The 15582-nt window shown below is 50.2% G+C and carries 19 protein-coding genes; 3 read left to right on the top strand and 16 right to left on the bottom strand.

All coding sequences use genetic code 11. From position 1 onward, the window contains the following. Positions 1 to 297: 297 nt before the first annotated feature. From ftsH to ACI3EW_RS02005, 9 genes are all read right to left on the bottom strand, one after another. A complete protein-coding gene (gene ftsH / locus ACI3EW_RS02045) occupies positions 298 to 2139 on the bottom strand; it encodes an ATP-dependent zinc metalloprotease FtsH (protein WP_405582096.1) in 1842 nt (613 codons plus the stop codon). Between the two features lie 14 nt (positions 2140 to 2153). Beyond that, positions 2154 to 2681: a hypoxanthine phosphoribosyltransferase gene (gene hpt / locus ACI3EW_RS02040; RefSeq protein ID WP_118298322.1), complete on the bottom strand. Its 528-nt coding sequence runs from the start codon at positions 2679 to 2681 to the stop codon at positions 2154 to 2156. Then, positions 2674 to 4296, bottom strand: a complete 1623-nt coding sequence (gene tilS, locus ACI3EW_RS02035) for a tRNA lysidine(34) synthetase TilS (protein WP_405582100.1) — start codon at positions 4294 to 4296, stop codon at positions 2674 to 2676. The genes hpt and tilS overlap by 8 nt, the downstream gene beginning before the upstream one ends. A gap of 198 nt (positions 4297 to 4494) precedes the next feature. Continuing rightward, a complete protein-coding gene (locus tag ACI3EW_RS02030) occupies positions 4495 to 5919 on the bottom strand; it encodes a SpoIIE family protein phosphatase (protein WP_405582103.1) in 1425 nt (474 codons plus the stop codon). Between the two features lie 243 nt (positions 5920 to 6162). Beyond that, a complete protein-coding gene (locus ACI3EW_RS02025) occupies positions 6163 to 6492 on the bottom strand; it encodes a septum formation initiator family protein (protein ID WP_118298325.1) in 330 nt (109 codons plus the stop codon). 151 nt (positions 6493 to 6643) lie between these two features. Then, positions 6644 to 7012: a spore cortex biosynthesis protein YabQ gene (gene yabQ / locus ACI3EW_RS02020; protein ID WP_243106524.1), complete on the bottom strand. Its 369-nt coding sequence runs from the start codon at positions 7010 to 7012 to the stop codon at positions 6644 to 6646. A gap of 124 nt (positions 7013 to 7136) precedes the next feature. Beyond that, positions 7137 to 7415, bottom strand: a complete 279-nt coding sequence (gene yabP / locus ACI3EW_RS02015; RefSeq protein ID WP_118298327.1) for a sporulation protein YabP — start codon at positions 7413 to 7415, stop codon at positions 7137 to 7139. A gap of 185 nt (positions 7416 to 7600) precedes the next feature. After that, positions 7601 to 7840, bottom strand: a complete 240-nt coding sequence (locus ACI3EW_RS02010; RefSeq protein ID WP_118298407.1) for an RNA-binding S4 domain-containing protein — start codon at positions 7838 to 7840, stop codon at positions 7601 to 7603. 177 nt (positions 7841 to 8017) lie between these two features. Next, positions 8018 to 8293 carry an HU family DNA-binding protein gene (locus tag ACI3EW_RS02005; protein ID WP_015552342.1) on the bottom strand — a complete coding sequence of 92 codons (276 nt, stop codon included), beginning with the start codon at positions 8291 to 8293 and terminating at the stop codon, positions 8018 to 8020. A gap of 358 nt (positions 8294 to 8651) precedes the next feature. On the opposite strand from ACI3EW_RS02005, the gene ACI3EW_RS02000 reads away from it, so the two are divergent. Further along, on the top strand, positions 8652 to 9965 hold the full coding sequence (locus ACI3EW_RS02000) for an IS30 family transposase (protein WP_405578622.1): 1314 nt from the start codon (positions 8652 to 8654) through the stop codon (positions 9963 to 9965). 247 nt (positions 9966 to 10212) lie between these two features. Here ACI3EW_RS02000 and ACI3EW_RS01995 read toward each other — a convergent pair whose 3' ends face one another. Next, positions 10213 to 10593, bottom strand: coding sequence for a MazG nucleotide pyrophosphohydrolase domain-containing protein (locus ACI3EW_RS01995; RefSeq protein ID WP_485663258.1), 381 nt, complete (start codon positions 10591 to 10593; stop codon positions 10213 to 10215). A 121-nt stretch (positions 10594 to 10714) separates the two neighbouring features. On the opposite strand from ACI3EW_RS01995, the gene spoVT reads away from it, so the two are divergent. Then, positions 10715 to 11263, top strand: coding sequence for a stage V sporulation protein T (spoVT, locus tag ACI3EW_RS01990; RefSeq protein WP_118322305.1), 549 nt, complete (start codon positions 10715 to 10717; stop codon positions 11261 to 11263). Here the strand turns inward: spoVT and ACI3EW_RS01985 are convergent. The 4 genes from ACI3EW_RS01985 to ACI3EW_RS01970 form a co-directional block, all read right to left on the bottom strand. Continuing rightward, entirely contained in the window at positions 11260 to 12078 is an 819-nt protein-coding gene (locus ACI3EW_RS01985) for a GntR family transcriptional regulator (protein WP_485663257.1), read from the bottom strand. The two genes, spoVT and ACI3EW_RS01985, sit on opposite strands and share 4 nt — an antisense overlap. After that, positions 12079 to 12948, bottom strand: coding sequence for a DMT family transporter (locus ACI3EW_RS01980; protein WP_215702186.1), 870 nt, complete (start codon positions 12946 to 12948; stop codon positions 12079 to 12081). It lies immediately after the preceding gene. Positions 12949 to 13232: 284 nt separating this feature from the next. Then, positions 13233 to 13673: an FKBP-type peptidyl-prolyl cis-trans isomerase gene (locus tag ACI3EW_RS01975; protein WP_243016271.1), complete on the bottom strand. Its 441-nt coding sequence runs from the start codon at positions 13671 to 13673 to the stop codon at positions 13233 to 13235. 267 nt (positions 13674 to 13940) lie between these two features. Next, positions 13941 to 14228, bottom strand: a complete 288-nt coding sequence (locus ACI3EW_RS01970; RefSeq protein WP_118530296.1) for a helix-turn-helix domain-containing protein — start codon at positions 14226 to 14228, stop codon at positions 13941 to 13943. Between the two features lie 169 nt (positions 14229 to 14397). Between ACI3EW_RS01970 and ACI3EW_RS01965 the strand changes: the two genes are divergently transcribed. Next, the gene (locus tag ACI3EW_RS01965) at positions 14398 to 14595 is read left to right on the top strand and encodes a helix-turn-helix domain-containing protein (RefSeq protein ID WP_118298333.1); all 198 of its coding nucleotides are present in this window, start codon (positions 14398 to 14400) and stop codon (positions 14593 to 14595) included. 61 nt (positions 14596 to 14656) lie between these two features. On the opposite strand, the gene ACI3EW_RS01960 is transcribed toward ACI3EW_RS01965, so the two are convergent. Next, positions 14657 to 14890: a helix-turn-helix domain-containing protein gene (locus ACI3EW_RS01960; RefSeq protein ID WP_118530298.1), complete on the bottom strand. Its 234-nt coding sequence runs from the start codon at positions 14888 to 14890 to the stop codon at positions 14657 to 14659. 263 nt (positions 14891 to 15153) lie between these two features. Next, positions 15154 to 15576, bottom strand: a complete 423-nt coding sequence (locus ACI3EW_RS01955; RefSeq protein WP_215702187.1) for a DUF6431 domain-containing protein — start codon at positions 15574 to 15576, stop codon at positions 15154 to 15156. Between the last annotated feature and the right edge of the window lie 6 nt (positions 15577 to 15582).

Genomic DNA, 15582 nt, shown 5'->3' with positions numbered 1-15582 from the left:
GCTTTCTTCCGGAAAAGGTATTATGTCTCTTATGGGGTATAGCAAAAACTATATAATGTATTGGGGGGTTACGAGTAGTAATATAGCATAGGAGTCCGGATAAGTGTGCACAAACATTTAAAAACATGAAAATTTTTTTTGTTCATATTGCCACCGCCCCGGTTTTCTTTGTGCATTTTTGTTATTGTAAGTAAAAAATCGACGTTTGCCTGCATTTCTTTTGCACAAACGTCGATTTACTTAAGTTTCTAAAATTTTCTGTTGTGAGATCTTCTGTCGGGGTGCAAATCCGAAACCTTACTCTAACTCCGTCTTCTCCGTTCCCTCAACGAACAGGCTGTCAAACTCTTCCTGTCCGATCTTTTCCTTTTCGATCAGAAGAGCGGCACACTTATGAAGGATGTCCTCATGTGCCAGGATGATCTCCTTCGCCTTCGCATAGCACTCATCGATGATCCTCTTGACCTCGCTGTCGATATCGGAAGCAACACGCTCACCGTAAGATCTCGTATGCGCCAGATCTCTTCCGATGAAGACTTCGTCATCGTCGCTGCCGTAGTTGATCATTCCGAGCTTCTCAGACATTCCGTACTGGGTTACCATCGCGCGGGCGATCGCAGATGCCTGCTTGATATCCTGGGATGCCCCCGTCGTCACGTCTCCGAGGATGATCTCCTCCGCGATCCGGCCGCCGAGAGAAACCATAATGGTCTCCAGCATCTTATTCTTTGTGTTGAACATCTCGTCCTTCTCAGGAAGCGGCATCGTATATCCTGCCGCGCCCATTCCGGTCGGGATGATGGAGATCGTGTGGACCGGTCCGACATCCGGGAGTTCATGGAACAGGATTGCATGACCTGTCTCATGGTAAGCTGTGATCTTCTTTTCTTTCTCGGAGATCACCTTGCTCTTCTTCTCCGCGCCGATCCCGACTTTGACGAACGCCTGCTCGATATCAGCCTGGAGAATATAGCGGCGCGCCTGCTTTGCCGCAAGGATCGCAGCCTCGTTTAAGAGGTTTTCCAGATCTGCTCCGGTAAATCCGGCCGTCGTCTGTGCTACTTTCTCTAAGTTCACATCGTCGCCCAGCGGTTTTTCCTTCGAGTGGACCTTTAAGATCTCCTCGCGTCCGCGGATATCCGGTTTTCCGACTCCGACTTTCCGGTCGAAACGGCCCGGACGCAGGATCGCCGGATCCAGGATGTCCACACGGTTTGTCGCCGCCATCACGATAATTCCTTCATTGACTCCGAAACCATCCATCTCAACGAGGAGCTGGTTTAACGTCTGCTCACGCTCGTCATGTCCGCCGCCCATACCGGTACCGCGGCGTCTCGCAACGGCATCGATCTCATCGATAAAGACGATGCACGGAGCGTTTTTCTTCGCGTCCTCAAAAAGATCGCGTACACGGGAAGCGCCGACGCCGACGAACATCTCGACGAAATCTGATCCGGAGATCGAAAAGAACGGAACTCCCGCCTCACCGGCAACCGCCTTCGCGAGAAGTGTCTTACCGGTTCCCGGAGGTCCTACCAAGATCACGCCCTTCGGGATCCTGGCACCGACATCCGTATATTTCTTCGGATTTTTCAGGAAATCAACGATCTCTTCCAATTCTTCCTTCTCCTCCTCGAGTCCTGCGACCTTGGAGAAATTCACGGAATTCGTCCGGCTCATCTTCGCACGGCTCTTTCCAAAATTCATCATCTTGGAGTTTCCGCCGCCGCCCCCGCCGACTCTCGCGTTCATGAACATAAACATGAACATGATCACAACGGCGCTCAAAGCGACCGGGATAATGACAGACATCAGGTAGTTCTCCTGTGGGACATTCTCAACGACGTAGTCGATGGAATTGTCCTGGAGAAGTTTTTCCGCGTCCTTGACATCGGATACTGCAACCGTTGCCCGGTCCCCGCTCTTTAAGAGGATATCCAGGGTACCTGTCGGCGGCTGCTGGTTCTGATTGATCTCCACGGATTCGATCGTCTTATTCTCGACGGCCACCATAAATTCCTGGTGGGTCATCTCCTGGCTGAATAAGCTCCCCTGGCTCGTCAGGCTGGACGCGAACATGATGAGCGCGATCACAAGCAGGACAAGGCCAAGTCCGCGGAACTGCTGGTTCTGTTTCAACTTGGGGTGCCTCCTTACTGCTGCTCCACAACGCCGATGAACGGAAGGTTGCGGTATTTCTGGTCATAATCGAGGCCATAGCCTACAACGAACTCATCCGGGATCGTAAAGCAGGTGTAATCAACCTTCACCTGTTTCTTGACACGGCGCTCCGGTTTGTCGAGCAGTGTGCATAAGTGGATGGAATTCGGATTTCTCTTGTGTAAGATATCGATCAGGTATGCGAGAGTCCGTCCGGAATCGATAATATCTTCGACGATCAGGACATTCTTTCCCTCTAACGGCTGATCTAAGTCTTTTACGATCTTTACAACGCCGGAAGACTGGGTTCCGCTTCCGTAGCTGGATACGGACATAAAATCAAGCGTTACCGGAACGGTCAGGCGTTTTGCGAGCTCGCAGGTAAAGAATACGCCGCCCTTTAAGATGCAGATCAGGTGAACTTCTTTTCCTTCATAGTCCTTATTGATCTGGTCCGCGATCTCTTTGATCCGCTTGTCTACTTCTTCTTCACTTAATAATACACGAATTTTATCAGCCATGGTCTTCTCCTTTGCAATTCCAGATGCCTGCTCTCCCACCGCCGTCTTCCGACCGGTCTCCCCCGTCAGGCAGGATCATCTCCGCCTCCAGGACACGTTCAGTCTCATCTGTTATTTTATAATAATCACTGATCCGGTATCCGATCACCCATAATATATGGTCTCCGTCCGCCAGGACCGGAATTCGGTCCCGCTCTTTTTCCGGGATCTTTTCATCGATCATAAACCTTCCGAGCTTCTTTTTTCCTCCGCCGGAAAGTGTGAAATAATCCCCGTTTTTCCTGTATCGTATGGATAATCCATCTTTTATTTTATCATAGTCAAACCATTTCGTATACTGGTTTTTCGGAATTTCCAGTTCTTTTTTCCGTTGGGTGACATGAAGGCGGATCATGGTCGGACCGAGCTGCAGGATCTTTCTCTCTCCCGCTTCCGGATCGATCTTCTTTTTTTCTGTATCCAAAAGCGCTTCGCAGGATAAAGTTTTCAGACCTGCCATTTTCACCTCTGTGCATTCCAGGTCCTCTGCATTTTTCCTGAATTTATAGGCCGAAATGTCCCCAGTCTTCTCTCTTCTTTCTTTTTCTCCCACCTGGCACACTTTCCGGATCTCCAATGTCTCATACCCGCGGACCGCCTGCAGACCATACGGAAGGTCCGCAATACAGCCGCCGCCCGGACCGGAAAGATCCATGACCAGCCGGATGTGACGCTCCGTGATGTCTTTCGCCTTCCCGGCGGCATTTAAGATCATTCGGCGGATGATGTAGGTTTTTAAGATTTCGGGCTGGGGATCAAGGATTTCGGTGCGGATCTTTACAGAATTTCCGGTTTGGCTCTTTTCCTTCCGCTCACTTTCCCTTAAGACCCGCTCCGCTTCCGCCTCGAAATACGCATCCGCTTTGGCAGCAAACTCCGACACCGCCAGGATATGTTCCGCCGCCCGGCTGTTGATGTTCTCCGTCACCCAGGGCAGGAGCTCGTTGCGGATCTTATTTCTCGTGTAATCATTCTCCTTGTTTGTGGAATCTTCACACCAGGAATGTTCCCGTGATGTCAGGTATTCCTCGATCTCTTTCCGGGAGACGCATAATAATGGGCGGATGATCTCCGCTCTCACCGGCCGGATTCCCGAGAGCCCGGGAAGTCCGCTCCCGCGGAAGAGATTTAAGAGCACCGTCTCCGCATCATCGTCCTCATGATGGGCGACGGCGATCTTCGCACAGCCGTATTTTTCCGCCGTCTCCTTCAGATGGCGGTAGCGCAGGATCCGCCCGGCTTCCTCTGTCGACAACCCGTGATCCGCGGCATATGATCCTACTTTCTCATGCACCACGGTAAGCGGAACCCCCATCCGCCCGCAGAGTTCCTTCACGAACCGCTCATCCCGGTCCGCCTCCGCGCCGCGGATCCCGTGGTTCATATGAAACGCAAAGACATGGATCCCAAGTTCTGCTGCCAGTTCACACAAAAGCAGTAACAGGCAGACGGAATCCGCACCGCCCGATACCGCCGCCAGGACCCCGTCTCCCCGGTCTGTCATATGATTTTTTCGCATAAAGGCAAGAACCTTCTGCCGGAACCGACCGATTCCTGCATTCATTTTTTCGTTCATTTTTTTCTCCGTTTTTCTTTTATCGCATTGATCCTATCTCTTCATCCTCAGCTTTCCCGGATTTTCACCATTCATCACACGACGGATCCATCCTGTTCCAACCTGGTCTATGAAGTTTTTCACCTGCGCTTTTACGCTCAGATCAGTAAACCCGCCTTCTGAGGGCAGCTTCCATTTCCAAATTCTTCCCGCCGCGTATCACCCGTAGATCCCGCCGACCAGCACCGTCATGTCATCACGCGGCTCTCCCTCAAACGACAGCGCAAACGTCAGGATCATCTCCGCCGTCTCCTGCACACCGGCGTCGGGCAGCCCGTCGAGGAAATCCCGGAAAGTCTGCTCCTTTTCCGCCCCCGGCATCGCATCGAGAACGCCGTCGCTCACCAGGATGATCTTGTCCCCGTCCCAGAGTTTCCGCGATATCATCACCGGCTCCACGGGATTCAATACTCCTGCTGGAACCGTCTCCGACTCCAGGATCTCCGCCTCCCCGCCGGATCTCCGGTCCGGCAGGAGAAAGGACGCCGCCGCCCCGAGTTTCATCATCTCCAGAACGCCCGTGTAAAGATTTACAAGTCCCAGATCCAGCGTCGCCGGCCGGTCGCCCATCCCGCTCAGCAAAAGCACCGTATTGATCAGCTTCAGCGTCGATCTCGCGGAGAATCCCGTGTCGAGAAGCTGTTCCGCGAGCTCCATGACCCGCCCGCTGTCCGCCCCCGCCGCCGGTCCGCTCCCCATTCCGTCTGAGAGGCTCAAAGCGACCTGCCCTGGGAGTGTGTTCCGGAACATATAGTTGTCGCCGGAGACCTCTTCCCCCTCTTTCGGGGTCCTCGCAGCTCCAAACAACAGCCGGTAATTTCCTTTCTCGATCAGGCGCACCGTGGAAGTTTTTCTTGTGACCAGCGTCTTTCCGTTCCGCGATGAGACAAACTCCGCTCCGGCAGCCTGTCCGAACAGCGCCGCCATGTCCTTCACAGTTACACAGCGCCCGTTTGCTGTCCGCACCGTAAGGAATGCTTCCCGTCTTCCGTCCCCATACTTCAGGACCAGCATGTCCTCCAATGCAATCCTGCGTTTCCGGAATGCAGACCGGACCGCCGGGATCAGCGTCTCCGTCACGTCCGCCGCCTGCTCCATCTGTCCGGAAAACTCCCCGAGGATCCCCGCCATCTCCTCAAACTGCAGCATGACTGCGTCCCGGCTCTCGAGGAACCGGTTCTTCCAGGCGAGATTCATCGTGGAGCGTCCGAGACTCCGGTTCAATTCTCTGAGATAATCCGTCTTTTTCCGACACCTGTCCAGAAACTCCCTGGGCATGTCCGGGTACTCCAGCGCACCTTTTTTCTCGAATGCGCGGAGCAGATAATATAGGAAATAATGTTCCCCGTCCTGTTCATCCAGGCACTCCTGCTTCATGCCGCACCTGTCGCAGCTCCCACAGACCATTGATGCCGCCGATTCCAGTGCCGCGATCCCGTCCTCTCTGGAAAGTCCCGGATCTTCACCGGAATTTTTCATGATCTTTGCGAGCTGCCCCAGTGAATCCGAGATCTCCGCGAGTCTTCCCGCCGCATATCCCCCGGCTCCGGACAACTTTCTATGTATCTCCCGATCTCCAAACACAAAAATTCCCTCCTAACCTGCGTACCCTGTCACGAAAGACCATCCAGGTCTCCATGACCAGCCAAACGACGCGGAATACGCCATTTTATTATATGCAGGCAGGCGGGAAATATTTGTCGGATTCCCGTATTCAGTTTTTAAAAATTTACGACATCATCTGCGCTGATTTGAGCCAGACATTCATCCACTGTCATTTTACAGATGATGCGGCATACAAGTCTTTCAGATGATCCGCCATGAACATCAGTTGGATTCATCCGCTTTAAAAAGGATCTCATCCTTATTTACAAGTCCCAGTTTTTCTTTTGCGACTTTCTCGATATACTGTTTCGTCTGGACATACACACGGTACTCTTCGAGTTCGGCGGCTCGCGCCTCCTCCTTCGCCAACGTCTTCTCGAGTGCCTGTTCCCGCGCCTGGTATTCCAGATCACGTTCTCTCAGGGAAGTTCCGCCGATATGGACAACCACAGCAAGGCTTCCTACGACCACCGTGATCCCGATCAGCGCCATCCGGTTACCCAGACTGTTTCTCGATCTTCTTTTGTTCCGTCTGTTCCGGTTTTCTCCCATGACTCCTCGCTTCCTTCTTGATCTTACCTTCTATCCTGATCAACCGGTCCATTCCGTTTCCCGTGCATGAACGCTCACATTCATGACAGGCAATCCATTTTCCTGTGGATTTTCCACACTCCCACATGTTTCCGGGAATGACCTTTTATTTCTACATTTCAGACTGCCTGTTTCTTCTCTTTTCTGAGGCAGTCTTTCTTTTAATTTTATACCATTTTTTCAGCTTTTTCAATAGGTGGAACACATTCCTGCTGATGATTTTATCATAAAAGATCATGCCGAAAAACACGCAGGCGATCACATAGGCACGGACGATCCCGCTGTTCTCATAAAACAGCAGAAGAAAGGTCATGACAGCTGCGCAGATCCAGTAAAAAAAGTCCTCTATCCCCGTCCAGACCAGCCCGTGCGGAACAAAAAAGCGGAACCATCTTAACAGATCATAGCTTGCCATCAGAATGCATCCCAGCACGAAACTCATCCAGACAAGTCTCACTTCCATGGCAAGATATGTGCTCACTCTGCGATTCCTCCACAATTAAAAATCCATTCCGCATCGGCTTCGCCGATGGGATTTTTGCCTTCCACCCCATGTTTTATTACGGTCAGCGCAGTAAGTCTGCAGACCTACTGAATCGTTACTATTATTTAAACAGTTTCGCCCAGAAGCTTCCCCCGCTCTTCGTGCCGCCGCCCGCCGAGTACACAAGGCTGTCTGTCCTGCCCTCAATATCGATCTCGCCCTTTTCCAGGCTCAGCCTGTTCACATGGAGGTCTTTCCCCTTGATGGTCAGAAGTCCCATGTCCGTGTCCAGCACGATGGTATTCTCGTCGAACGAGATCACATCCAGGATCCCCGTGAGATTTCCCTGATCCCGGTTATTCAAAACGATCTTATGCGCCATTCCCGGATTCTCTTCCATAAAGCACCTCCCGCATGTAAATCTGCCGCAAGCGACCGCGCCCGACGCAAAAATGCGCCGGCGTACATTCTCTTTTATATATATGATGGGAATAAAAATTTATGCCCACAGGCAGCGATCTCCGGGACGCCTTTTTCCCGGGGCATAAAGAAAACCTCACAGACTTATCGCCGTGAGGTTCCTTATTAAATATATTCGAACATTTCCTTCGTATCTTCCTTGCGGATCGTCTCCTGCACACTCGTCACACGCACCTTCACGGCCTTTGTTCCGAATGCGACCTCGATCACATCTCCGACCTTCACTTCCGCGCTGGCTCTCGCGACCTTGTCATTTAACATGACACGACCGCTGTCGCACGCCTCGTTTGCCACGGTTCTCCGCTTGATGATACGGGATACTTTCAGATATTTGTCTAACCGCATAACTGCTCCTTTTCGCGGCGATACCGCCGCCAGAATTCCTGCTGCCCGCCCCGGGCGGACACGTTTTCCCGGAAACAATAACCCCTCCGCAACGCACGTTCGCATCACAGAGGGGATTCACATGACCTGTCAATCGATCAGGTCAAATTTATAAGTCAGTTCATTCCGAAAACAGAATTAAGCGTTTACCATATCCTTTAAAGCCTTACCAGCTTTGAATTTCGGGTTCTTGGAAGCTGCGATTGTGATCTTCTCACCTGTAAGCGGGTTTCTTCCCTCTCTTGCTTCTCTCTCGGATACTTCGAATGTACCGAAACCAACTAACTGTACTTTCTCACCTTTAACTAACTCTGCTGCAATAACATCTGTGAAAGCCTTCAGTGCCTTCTCAGCATCTTTCTTGGAAAGTTCTGCCTGCTCAGCAACTGCTGCGATTAATTCTGTCTTGTTCATTTGTTTTATTTCCTCCTAAAATTCATTTCAAAACCCGCGGACAAAGCCTGCCCGAAGGACCTTTGCATTGCACTCTTACATTTATATATGTTTCTGCATTCTTTGTCAAGGAGTTTTGCCCGATTTTACCGTGTTTTTCAGCGTTTTTCCCTTCCCGTACACACGTCTTCCCGGACATGCACAGGAACCGCATTTTGTCAATGCTTTCCGGCTTTTTTCTTCATTTCCCTAAAATGAAAATTTAAATTCCACTTCTCCAAAGGGCGGTGGAGTTTACTCTTGCACAGTTGATATTTACTCATGCATACTGATATGATACTTTAATCGTCCTTCTGACAGCAGTAGAAGGAGTTTGACTATGAGTAAATATATCCCAGGCAACCAGAAGCATCTCACCATAGAGGATCGTATCTATATCCAGAATGAACTGGATAAGGGTACATCCTTTAAAGATATTGCCCGCTTTCTCTGTAAGGACCCTACTACGATTTCAAAAGAAGTGAAGGCCAGAAGAGCCTCCGATTGGTTTCACAAAGGGACTTTTCTTAATGCGAAGAACTTCTGTACCAAGCGTTTCCGTTGTAAGAAAACGAATGCCTGCAATAAGATCCTTCTTTGCGGCGTTAAATGTGCTTCCTGTCCCACCTGTAACCAGACCTGTCCGGATTTTCAAAAAGAATGCTGCAGCAAACTTGATCGGGCTCCCTACGTCTGCAATGGATGCAGTAAAAAGATCAATCATTGTACGATTGCCCACAAATATACCTACAATGCCAGGTTCGCTGATCGGAAATACCGGGAGTGTCTCAAGGATTCCAGGTCCGGAATCGCTATGACCAGACAGGAACTCCACAAAAAGGATAAGATCATCACTCCTCTGATCGATCAGGGCCAGTCTCCTTACCAGATCGTTGCAAACCATCCGGAATTGAATCTTTCCGTCCGCAGCGTTTACAACTACCTTGATATGGGACTTCTGACTGCCAGAAACGTTGATCTGAAACGTAAAGTGAAGTTTAAACCCAGAAAAGTCCATAAATCACAGATATCTGACCGCCGTGTCTTTAATGGCAGAACTTACGCTGATTTTCAACAGTTGCACCTGGAATCTTTTGTAGAGATGGACACCGTCCACTCCGCTGTTGGTTCCTCTAAAACACTGCTTACCTTCTTTTTTACAAGGGAAAAGCTGTTTCTTGCGTTCCTCATGAACCGGAATACGGAAGGATCTGTACGACTCGTTTTGGACCGTTTAGAAAAGCGTTTTGGTACCTTCGATTTCCTGACTCTGTTTGAATATATCCTCACCGACAGAGGCGCTGAATTCGGTGATCCTGATTCTCTCGAAACCGGTGTTACCGGTATCCAGAGAACCAACATTTATTACTGTGATCCCATGAGAAGCGGACAGAAAGGCGGCATTGAACAGGCACACACCATGCTCCGCATGATACTGCCGAAACGAACTACCTTTGAATTCCTGACTCAATGGGATGTGAATCTAATCACCAGCCACATCAACTCAACACCGCGGGAGAGTTTGAATGGGCGTACACCGTATGATGTCGCCCTGGAGGCTTTTGGGGAAGACGTCTTAAAAGCATTTCAGCTTAGGCGTATTGACCCTGACAAAGTCATCTTAACACCTAAGCTGATCCGCTATAACCACTAACCCATGAAGAAATCTGCTGTCAGACTGGAAGTAAACTTTTCACATTTTTCAAATGTGGCTGGTGGAATTTAGTCGTGCACACCGACCTCCAGCAGCTTGTTTGCCATACAGAAAAACAGAAAATTTCGCCATAGATTACTTGTATTATAGCATAGATTCCGCTTTTCTTCTTAAAAATCACTAGATTATAAGCAACTTTTAAAAGAGCGGTGGAATTTACTTTTGCACTGGAATTTACTTTTTCAAGTCAGCTTTTCTTCATTTCCCGCTCCTGTTTTTTGATCGCTTCCCAGAGATCTTTCTCATCCTCGACCTCCGGAATTTCACCTCCGAAGATCCTCGGATGACGGCGGATCATCTTCTCGCAGATCCCATTTACCACATCATCCACGGTGAAATTTCCGCGCTCCGCCTCGATCTCACTGTGGAACATGACCTGGAACAGGACATCCCCGAGCTCCTCACAGAGATTTTCCGTATCCCCGCTATCGATCGCCTCCAACACCTCCGCACATTCCTCCACGAGATGCTTTTTTAGCGTCTCATGATCCTGCGCCCGGTCCCAGGGACAGCCGTCCTCTGCACGCAGCGTCTTCATGATCTGCTTTAAATCTTCAAACGTATACATGATGATTTCCTCATTTCTTTTTCATTTTTGCGATGTATAAATTCACCCTGTTTCCACATACTACCCATAAGGCACACAATATGGGAAACATGGTATGTGATATGCAGGAGGAATAAACGTTATGAAAGCTACTGGAATTGTAAGAAGAATCGATGATCTCGGCCGTGTAGTCGTTCCAAAGGAAATCCGGCGGACTCTGCGTCTCCGGGAGGGAACTCCGCTTGAGATCTTTACCGACCGTGAGGGAGAGATCATTCTGAAAAAATACTCACCGATGATGGAACTGAACGCGTTCGCAGGTCAGTACGCGGACGCGATGGCCCAGTCGACCGGGCTTCTCGTATGCATCACGGACCGGGACCAGGTAGTCGCGGCGGCGGGCGGAGCGAAAAAGGACTTTTTCCAAAAACCGATCAGCCGAGCGCTGGAGCATGTGATCCAGGAACGCACCGTCATCCAGGCAGGAAAAGAGGACCGAAACTTCACGCCTGTAACCGACGATGACGGGGACAGCATCACAGCCCAGGTGATCACACCGATCATCTGCGAAGGCGACGCCATCGGAGCCGTCATTATCATGAGCCGGGAGCCGCGCGCAAAATTTTCAGATCCGGAACTGCGCCTGGCGGCAACAGCTGCCGGTTTCCTCGGGCGGCAGATGGAAAGCTAAGGAAGCGCCGGGATCTCAAACGTCAGGAATTTCATCCCCTGATAAAGCTTTGAAGCGGTTGTCGTGACTGCGAGAACCTTTTTCCCGCTGCGGACGACCGTATCCCAGAAAAAAAGCGGCATTCCGGCAGGACCATCCCCTTCTCCGGTCATCATGGAGACATCAATATCTCCCGTGAGCTCCGGCTGAAGATAGATGTCCACGCCCGTCGGTTTCTCCGGGAAATTCCGGCTGATATAGTCATGGATCAGGCTGGTCGATAATTCCGCACAGTCGAAGGTGTGTCCGCCGCATACAGACAGCGGGATATAAGTAAAATCCATCTCCGAAGTCTTCCCGCCATCCCTGATACAGCGGACGATCTGGTAGACATAGCTTCCCGCGTCAAGACCGAGCTTCCGGCATAGAACGGGATCCGCAGAGATGATCCTGTTCTCCAGGAGCGTGTGCGGTTTCTGTTCCGCTTTTTCCGGTGAAGCAAGCCGTATCCCGCCGCCGAAAGCAATCGTTCTCGATGCGGAAGCGGCGGAGCCAGCCTGCGCGGCCGAAAAACCATCCGTCTCTTCCGAAATTTCCGGGTCGTCCCTCCTTACAAAGGTCCCCTTTCCCTGTCTGCGGACGAGAATCCCGCGGGCGGTAAGCTCTTTGATCGCGGTCGTGACCGTGATCCGGCTCACCCCGAACATCCGGACAAGCTCCGCTTCCGATGGGATCCGGTCACCTGTCTTCAGACGGCCATTCCGGATCTCGCTTATAATATGATCTTCGATCTGTACATATTTCGGGGTGTAGAGTTTCTTGTCATCCGACTCCACTTACTTCGCCTCTTTCTTTTTCGAGTTTCCATAAATATACACCATAATGGAAGCGATCGCAACCAGGGCGCCGCCAAGGATCGAGGTATGTTTTACAGGCTCTCCGAGAACCACTGCTCCGAGAAGAATGCTGAACAGGATTCCGGAATAATTGTAGATACTGATCTCGGATGCCGGAGCAAAACGGTATGCGTATGTGATAAATACCTGTCCGAAAGAGCCGAAGAGACTGATCAGCATCAGGAGCAGGAACTGGCGCAGATCCGGCATGACAAAGTTTCCGATCACGAACGGCAGGGAGCCAAACACGCTGAATGTAGAAAAGTGCATGATGACGGTAATTCCATCGACTTTTCCTTTAAAATACCCTAAAAACGTGTACGCAATTCCCGATGTGATCGCGGAAAGGAGCGCAACGATCAGCGGAAACGGATCAGACTGGAAGCTCGGACGGAATACGATGAATGCGCCGAGCACAGACAGGACCAGCGCCGGGATCTGGATCGAGGAAAGCTTCTCCTTCATGAACACAGCTGCAAGCAGAGTCACGAAGATCGGAGAGAGCTTATTTAACACTGTGACATCGCCCTGCGCCGCATGGCTGGATGCGTAGAACAGGGTAATCAGCCCAAGGAATCCGAAGAACGAACGGCCAAAGAGATACGGCTGATACTTTTTCGGACCATAATAAGAACCATGTTTCTTCCGGATAATGAAGAAAGAAACGATCAGGATGAAGAGATTGCGGACGCAGATCTGCTCCATCGTCGGAATTTCCCGGCTCATGCGGACAACCACCTGCATGGACGCAAAGGAAAGTGCGGACAGGATCATAAAGAGGATGCCCTTTTGTTTTTGTGTGATATTCATGATGTCCTCCTGAAAATTTAATAAAGAAGTTCGTTCCCTGACACATGAAAATTTTTCTCAATTATCATGTTGACATGTCAAGTTGTGTGGCATATGCAAGTATACACCTGTCTGTGTCTTTCGTCAATTCCTGTCTCCTCGTGACCACCTGCAGCCGGTTCACGCTTCTTGGGAATCTGCTTTCGGCTGCCGGTTTCATCGGAATTCCCTTCTGATCTGGAATGGGGATACAAAATGAGCTGCCGCACGTTAATGCGACAGCCCTTTCACACGATCTTACTTTTTTATTTTACTTCCACCAGCTCGATCTTAAAGTTCAGCTCTTTTCCTGCCATCTCATGGTTCGCGTCGAGAGTGATCATCTTCTCATCTTTTGCGGTAACCGTTACCGGGAACGGCTGGCCGCTCTGGTTTGTAAGGTATACCTTCTGGCCGACTTCCAGGTCCTCAGAACCCGGGAGATTTGCGATCTCAAGTGTGAGGATCGCGTTCGGATTCGGCATTCCGTAAGCTTCCTCCGGCATCAGATGGATCTCTTTGATCTCGCCGACTTCCATATCTGCGACAGCCGCATCAAATCCTTTGATCATCTGGCCTGCACCGCATACGAACTCCAGAGGCTCTCCACGATCATAGGAAGAGTCAAACTGTGTACCGTCGTTAAAAGTTCCTCTGTAATGGGTCCGGCATGTCTTTCCGACATTGCGTCCTGTCATTGTATCCATTTTAAGTTCCTCCAATATTCTCTGTGAGTAACTTTCCAGCGCCTTCACGATTTCCCGGCAAAACTATCTTCCGGATTCGCTGCATAGGTCTGCTGAATCATTATCTCCATGATCTTTAATCTCATTCAGTATACCCGGTAAAGAGAATATTAGCAACCGGTTTTCCGCGTCTTCTCACATCCTGAAAATTCCGTTCTCACAAAATCCATGGCTTTGATCCAGGCTGTCGGCTCTTCCAGCCGCAGATTACCGCCCATCAAGATCCGTTCAGCCCTGTCTGTTCTTTTTCCTTTCCAGTTCTTTCTCCTTCTGCCGCTCCTCTTCCAGTCCCGGAGACCACAGCGGCTCCTCATTCTCATCGAACACGATCTCCATCACATCCTCAACGCGGCAGTCCAGGATCCTGCACAAAGTTTCTACGGTATGAGTTGAAATATATAAATTTTTCCGCAGTCTGTTCAACTGACCGTTGCTGATCCCGTATGTCTTGATCAGGCGGTACTGGCTGATCCCTTTTCTCTGCATTGTCTCCCATAATCTCGTATATTTAACCATACTGTTTCCTCCTTTGTATCATTGAGCACCGTCGTTGTCTGCAATCCCTGTCAACATCCGAAAGAATCCGGCTTTTTTCCTTATATTTTCACAAATTTCCGACAATATCTTCTATTCTCTACTATGGCGGCTCTTTCGCCGCATTATATAAGGAAAGGAGGCATTCCTCATGATCGATTACAGTCCACTCTGGAACACCTTAAGATCAAAGCACATCAGCCAGTATCGCCTGGTCCGCAGCTATCATTTCAGCTCCGGCCAGCTTCAGCGGATCCGGAAGAATGAGCATATCTCCACTCATACTCTGGAAACTCTGTGCAGGATCTTAAACTGCAGTGTCGCAGACATCGTACGCATCTCATTTTGAGCCCGGCGAGAAAGAGGTTTAAAAACGGCTGGTCTTTATCGGAATCATTTTCCGGTAAAGATCAGCGTCCGTGAACCTGTTTTTCGCTCTTTTCGTCCTCGAAGGAAACTTCCATTACATCCTCGATCCTGCAGTCTAAGATCCTGCAGAGCGTCTCCAGCGTATGTGTAGAGACATATGTATTCTTTTTCAGACGGCTCATCTGACCGGAGCTTAAGCCAAACTCCTTGATCAGCCGGTACTGACTGATCTTTCTCTTTTCCATGGTCTCCCACAGGCGATTGTAACTTACCATTTTCTCCTCCGCACACGGCAATCCGGCACACGTTTCAGCCGAACAGATACAGGCCGAACAAACACTTTTCCTGATATCATCTATATACCATACATTGACACTATTTGTATATTGTCCATAATTGGACTATATATTTATCACACTTGGACAAGGTGGCATTATCAAAACGGCCGGCCAGCCATTCCTGACTGACCGGCAACCATACTCACTTATCACACAATTGCAGGCACCGCACCTGCCGCTTTTTCATTTTCCCTGTTATCTTAATTGCCCGCGCACCGGCAGCCAGGCTCACCTTCCGTCCGGCTCTCCTTTTCGGCTTCCTTCTCCATCTGAAGCACCTGACATTCCAGCTGCAGTTTCTCCCGGTTCCAGCGGTAGATCGTCGACTGCTCCGCCGAACAGTTCCGCTCTCCTCTCACCGTCTCGATGATCGCCTCCCGCGCATAGTGCTTATGCGGGAGCATAATATCAGGAAGATGCAGGTGGATGCGTCCGCATATCTTGCATTTGTACCGGCGCAGAACAAACATCTGTACCGTCCCGTCGGACAGGATCAGCTTTCTTCTTTTACTGTCCCGGACCGTCATAGCTCCACCACAATGCGGGCATTCCGGAGCGCTCGATGGAATAATATAATACATTCCATTACGCTCAATTTTCGTGTACTTGTTTGATACGATCATATGTAT

The sequence above is a fragment of the Pilosibacter rotomagensis genome (assembly GCF_045062245.2).
Taxonomy (GTDB): Bacteria; Bacillota; Clostridia; order Lachnospirales; family Lachnospiraceae; genus Pilosibacter.
This window is presented reverse-complemented; position numbering and strand designations above follow the sequence as displayed.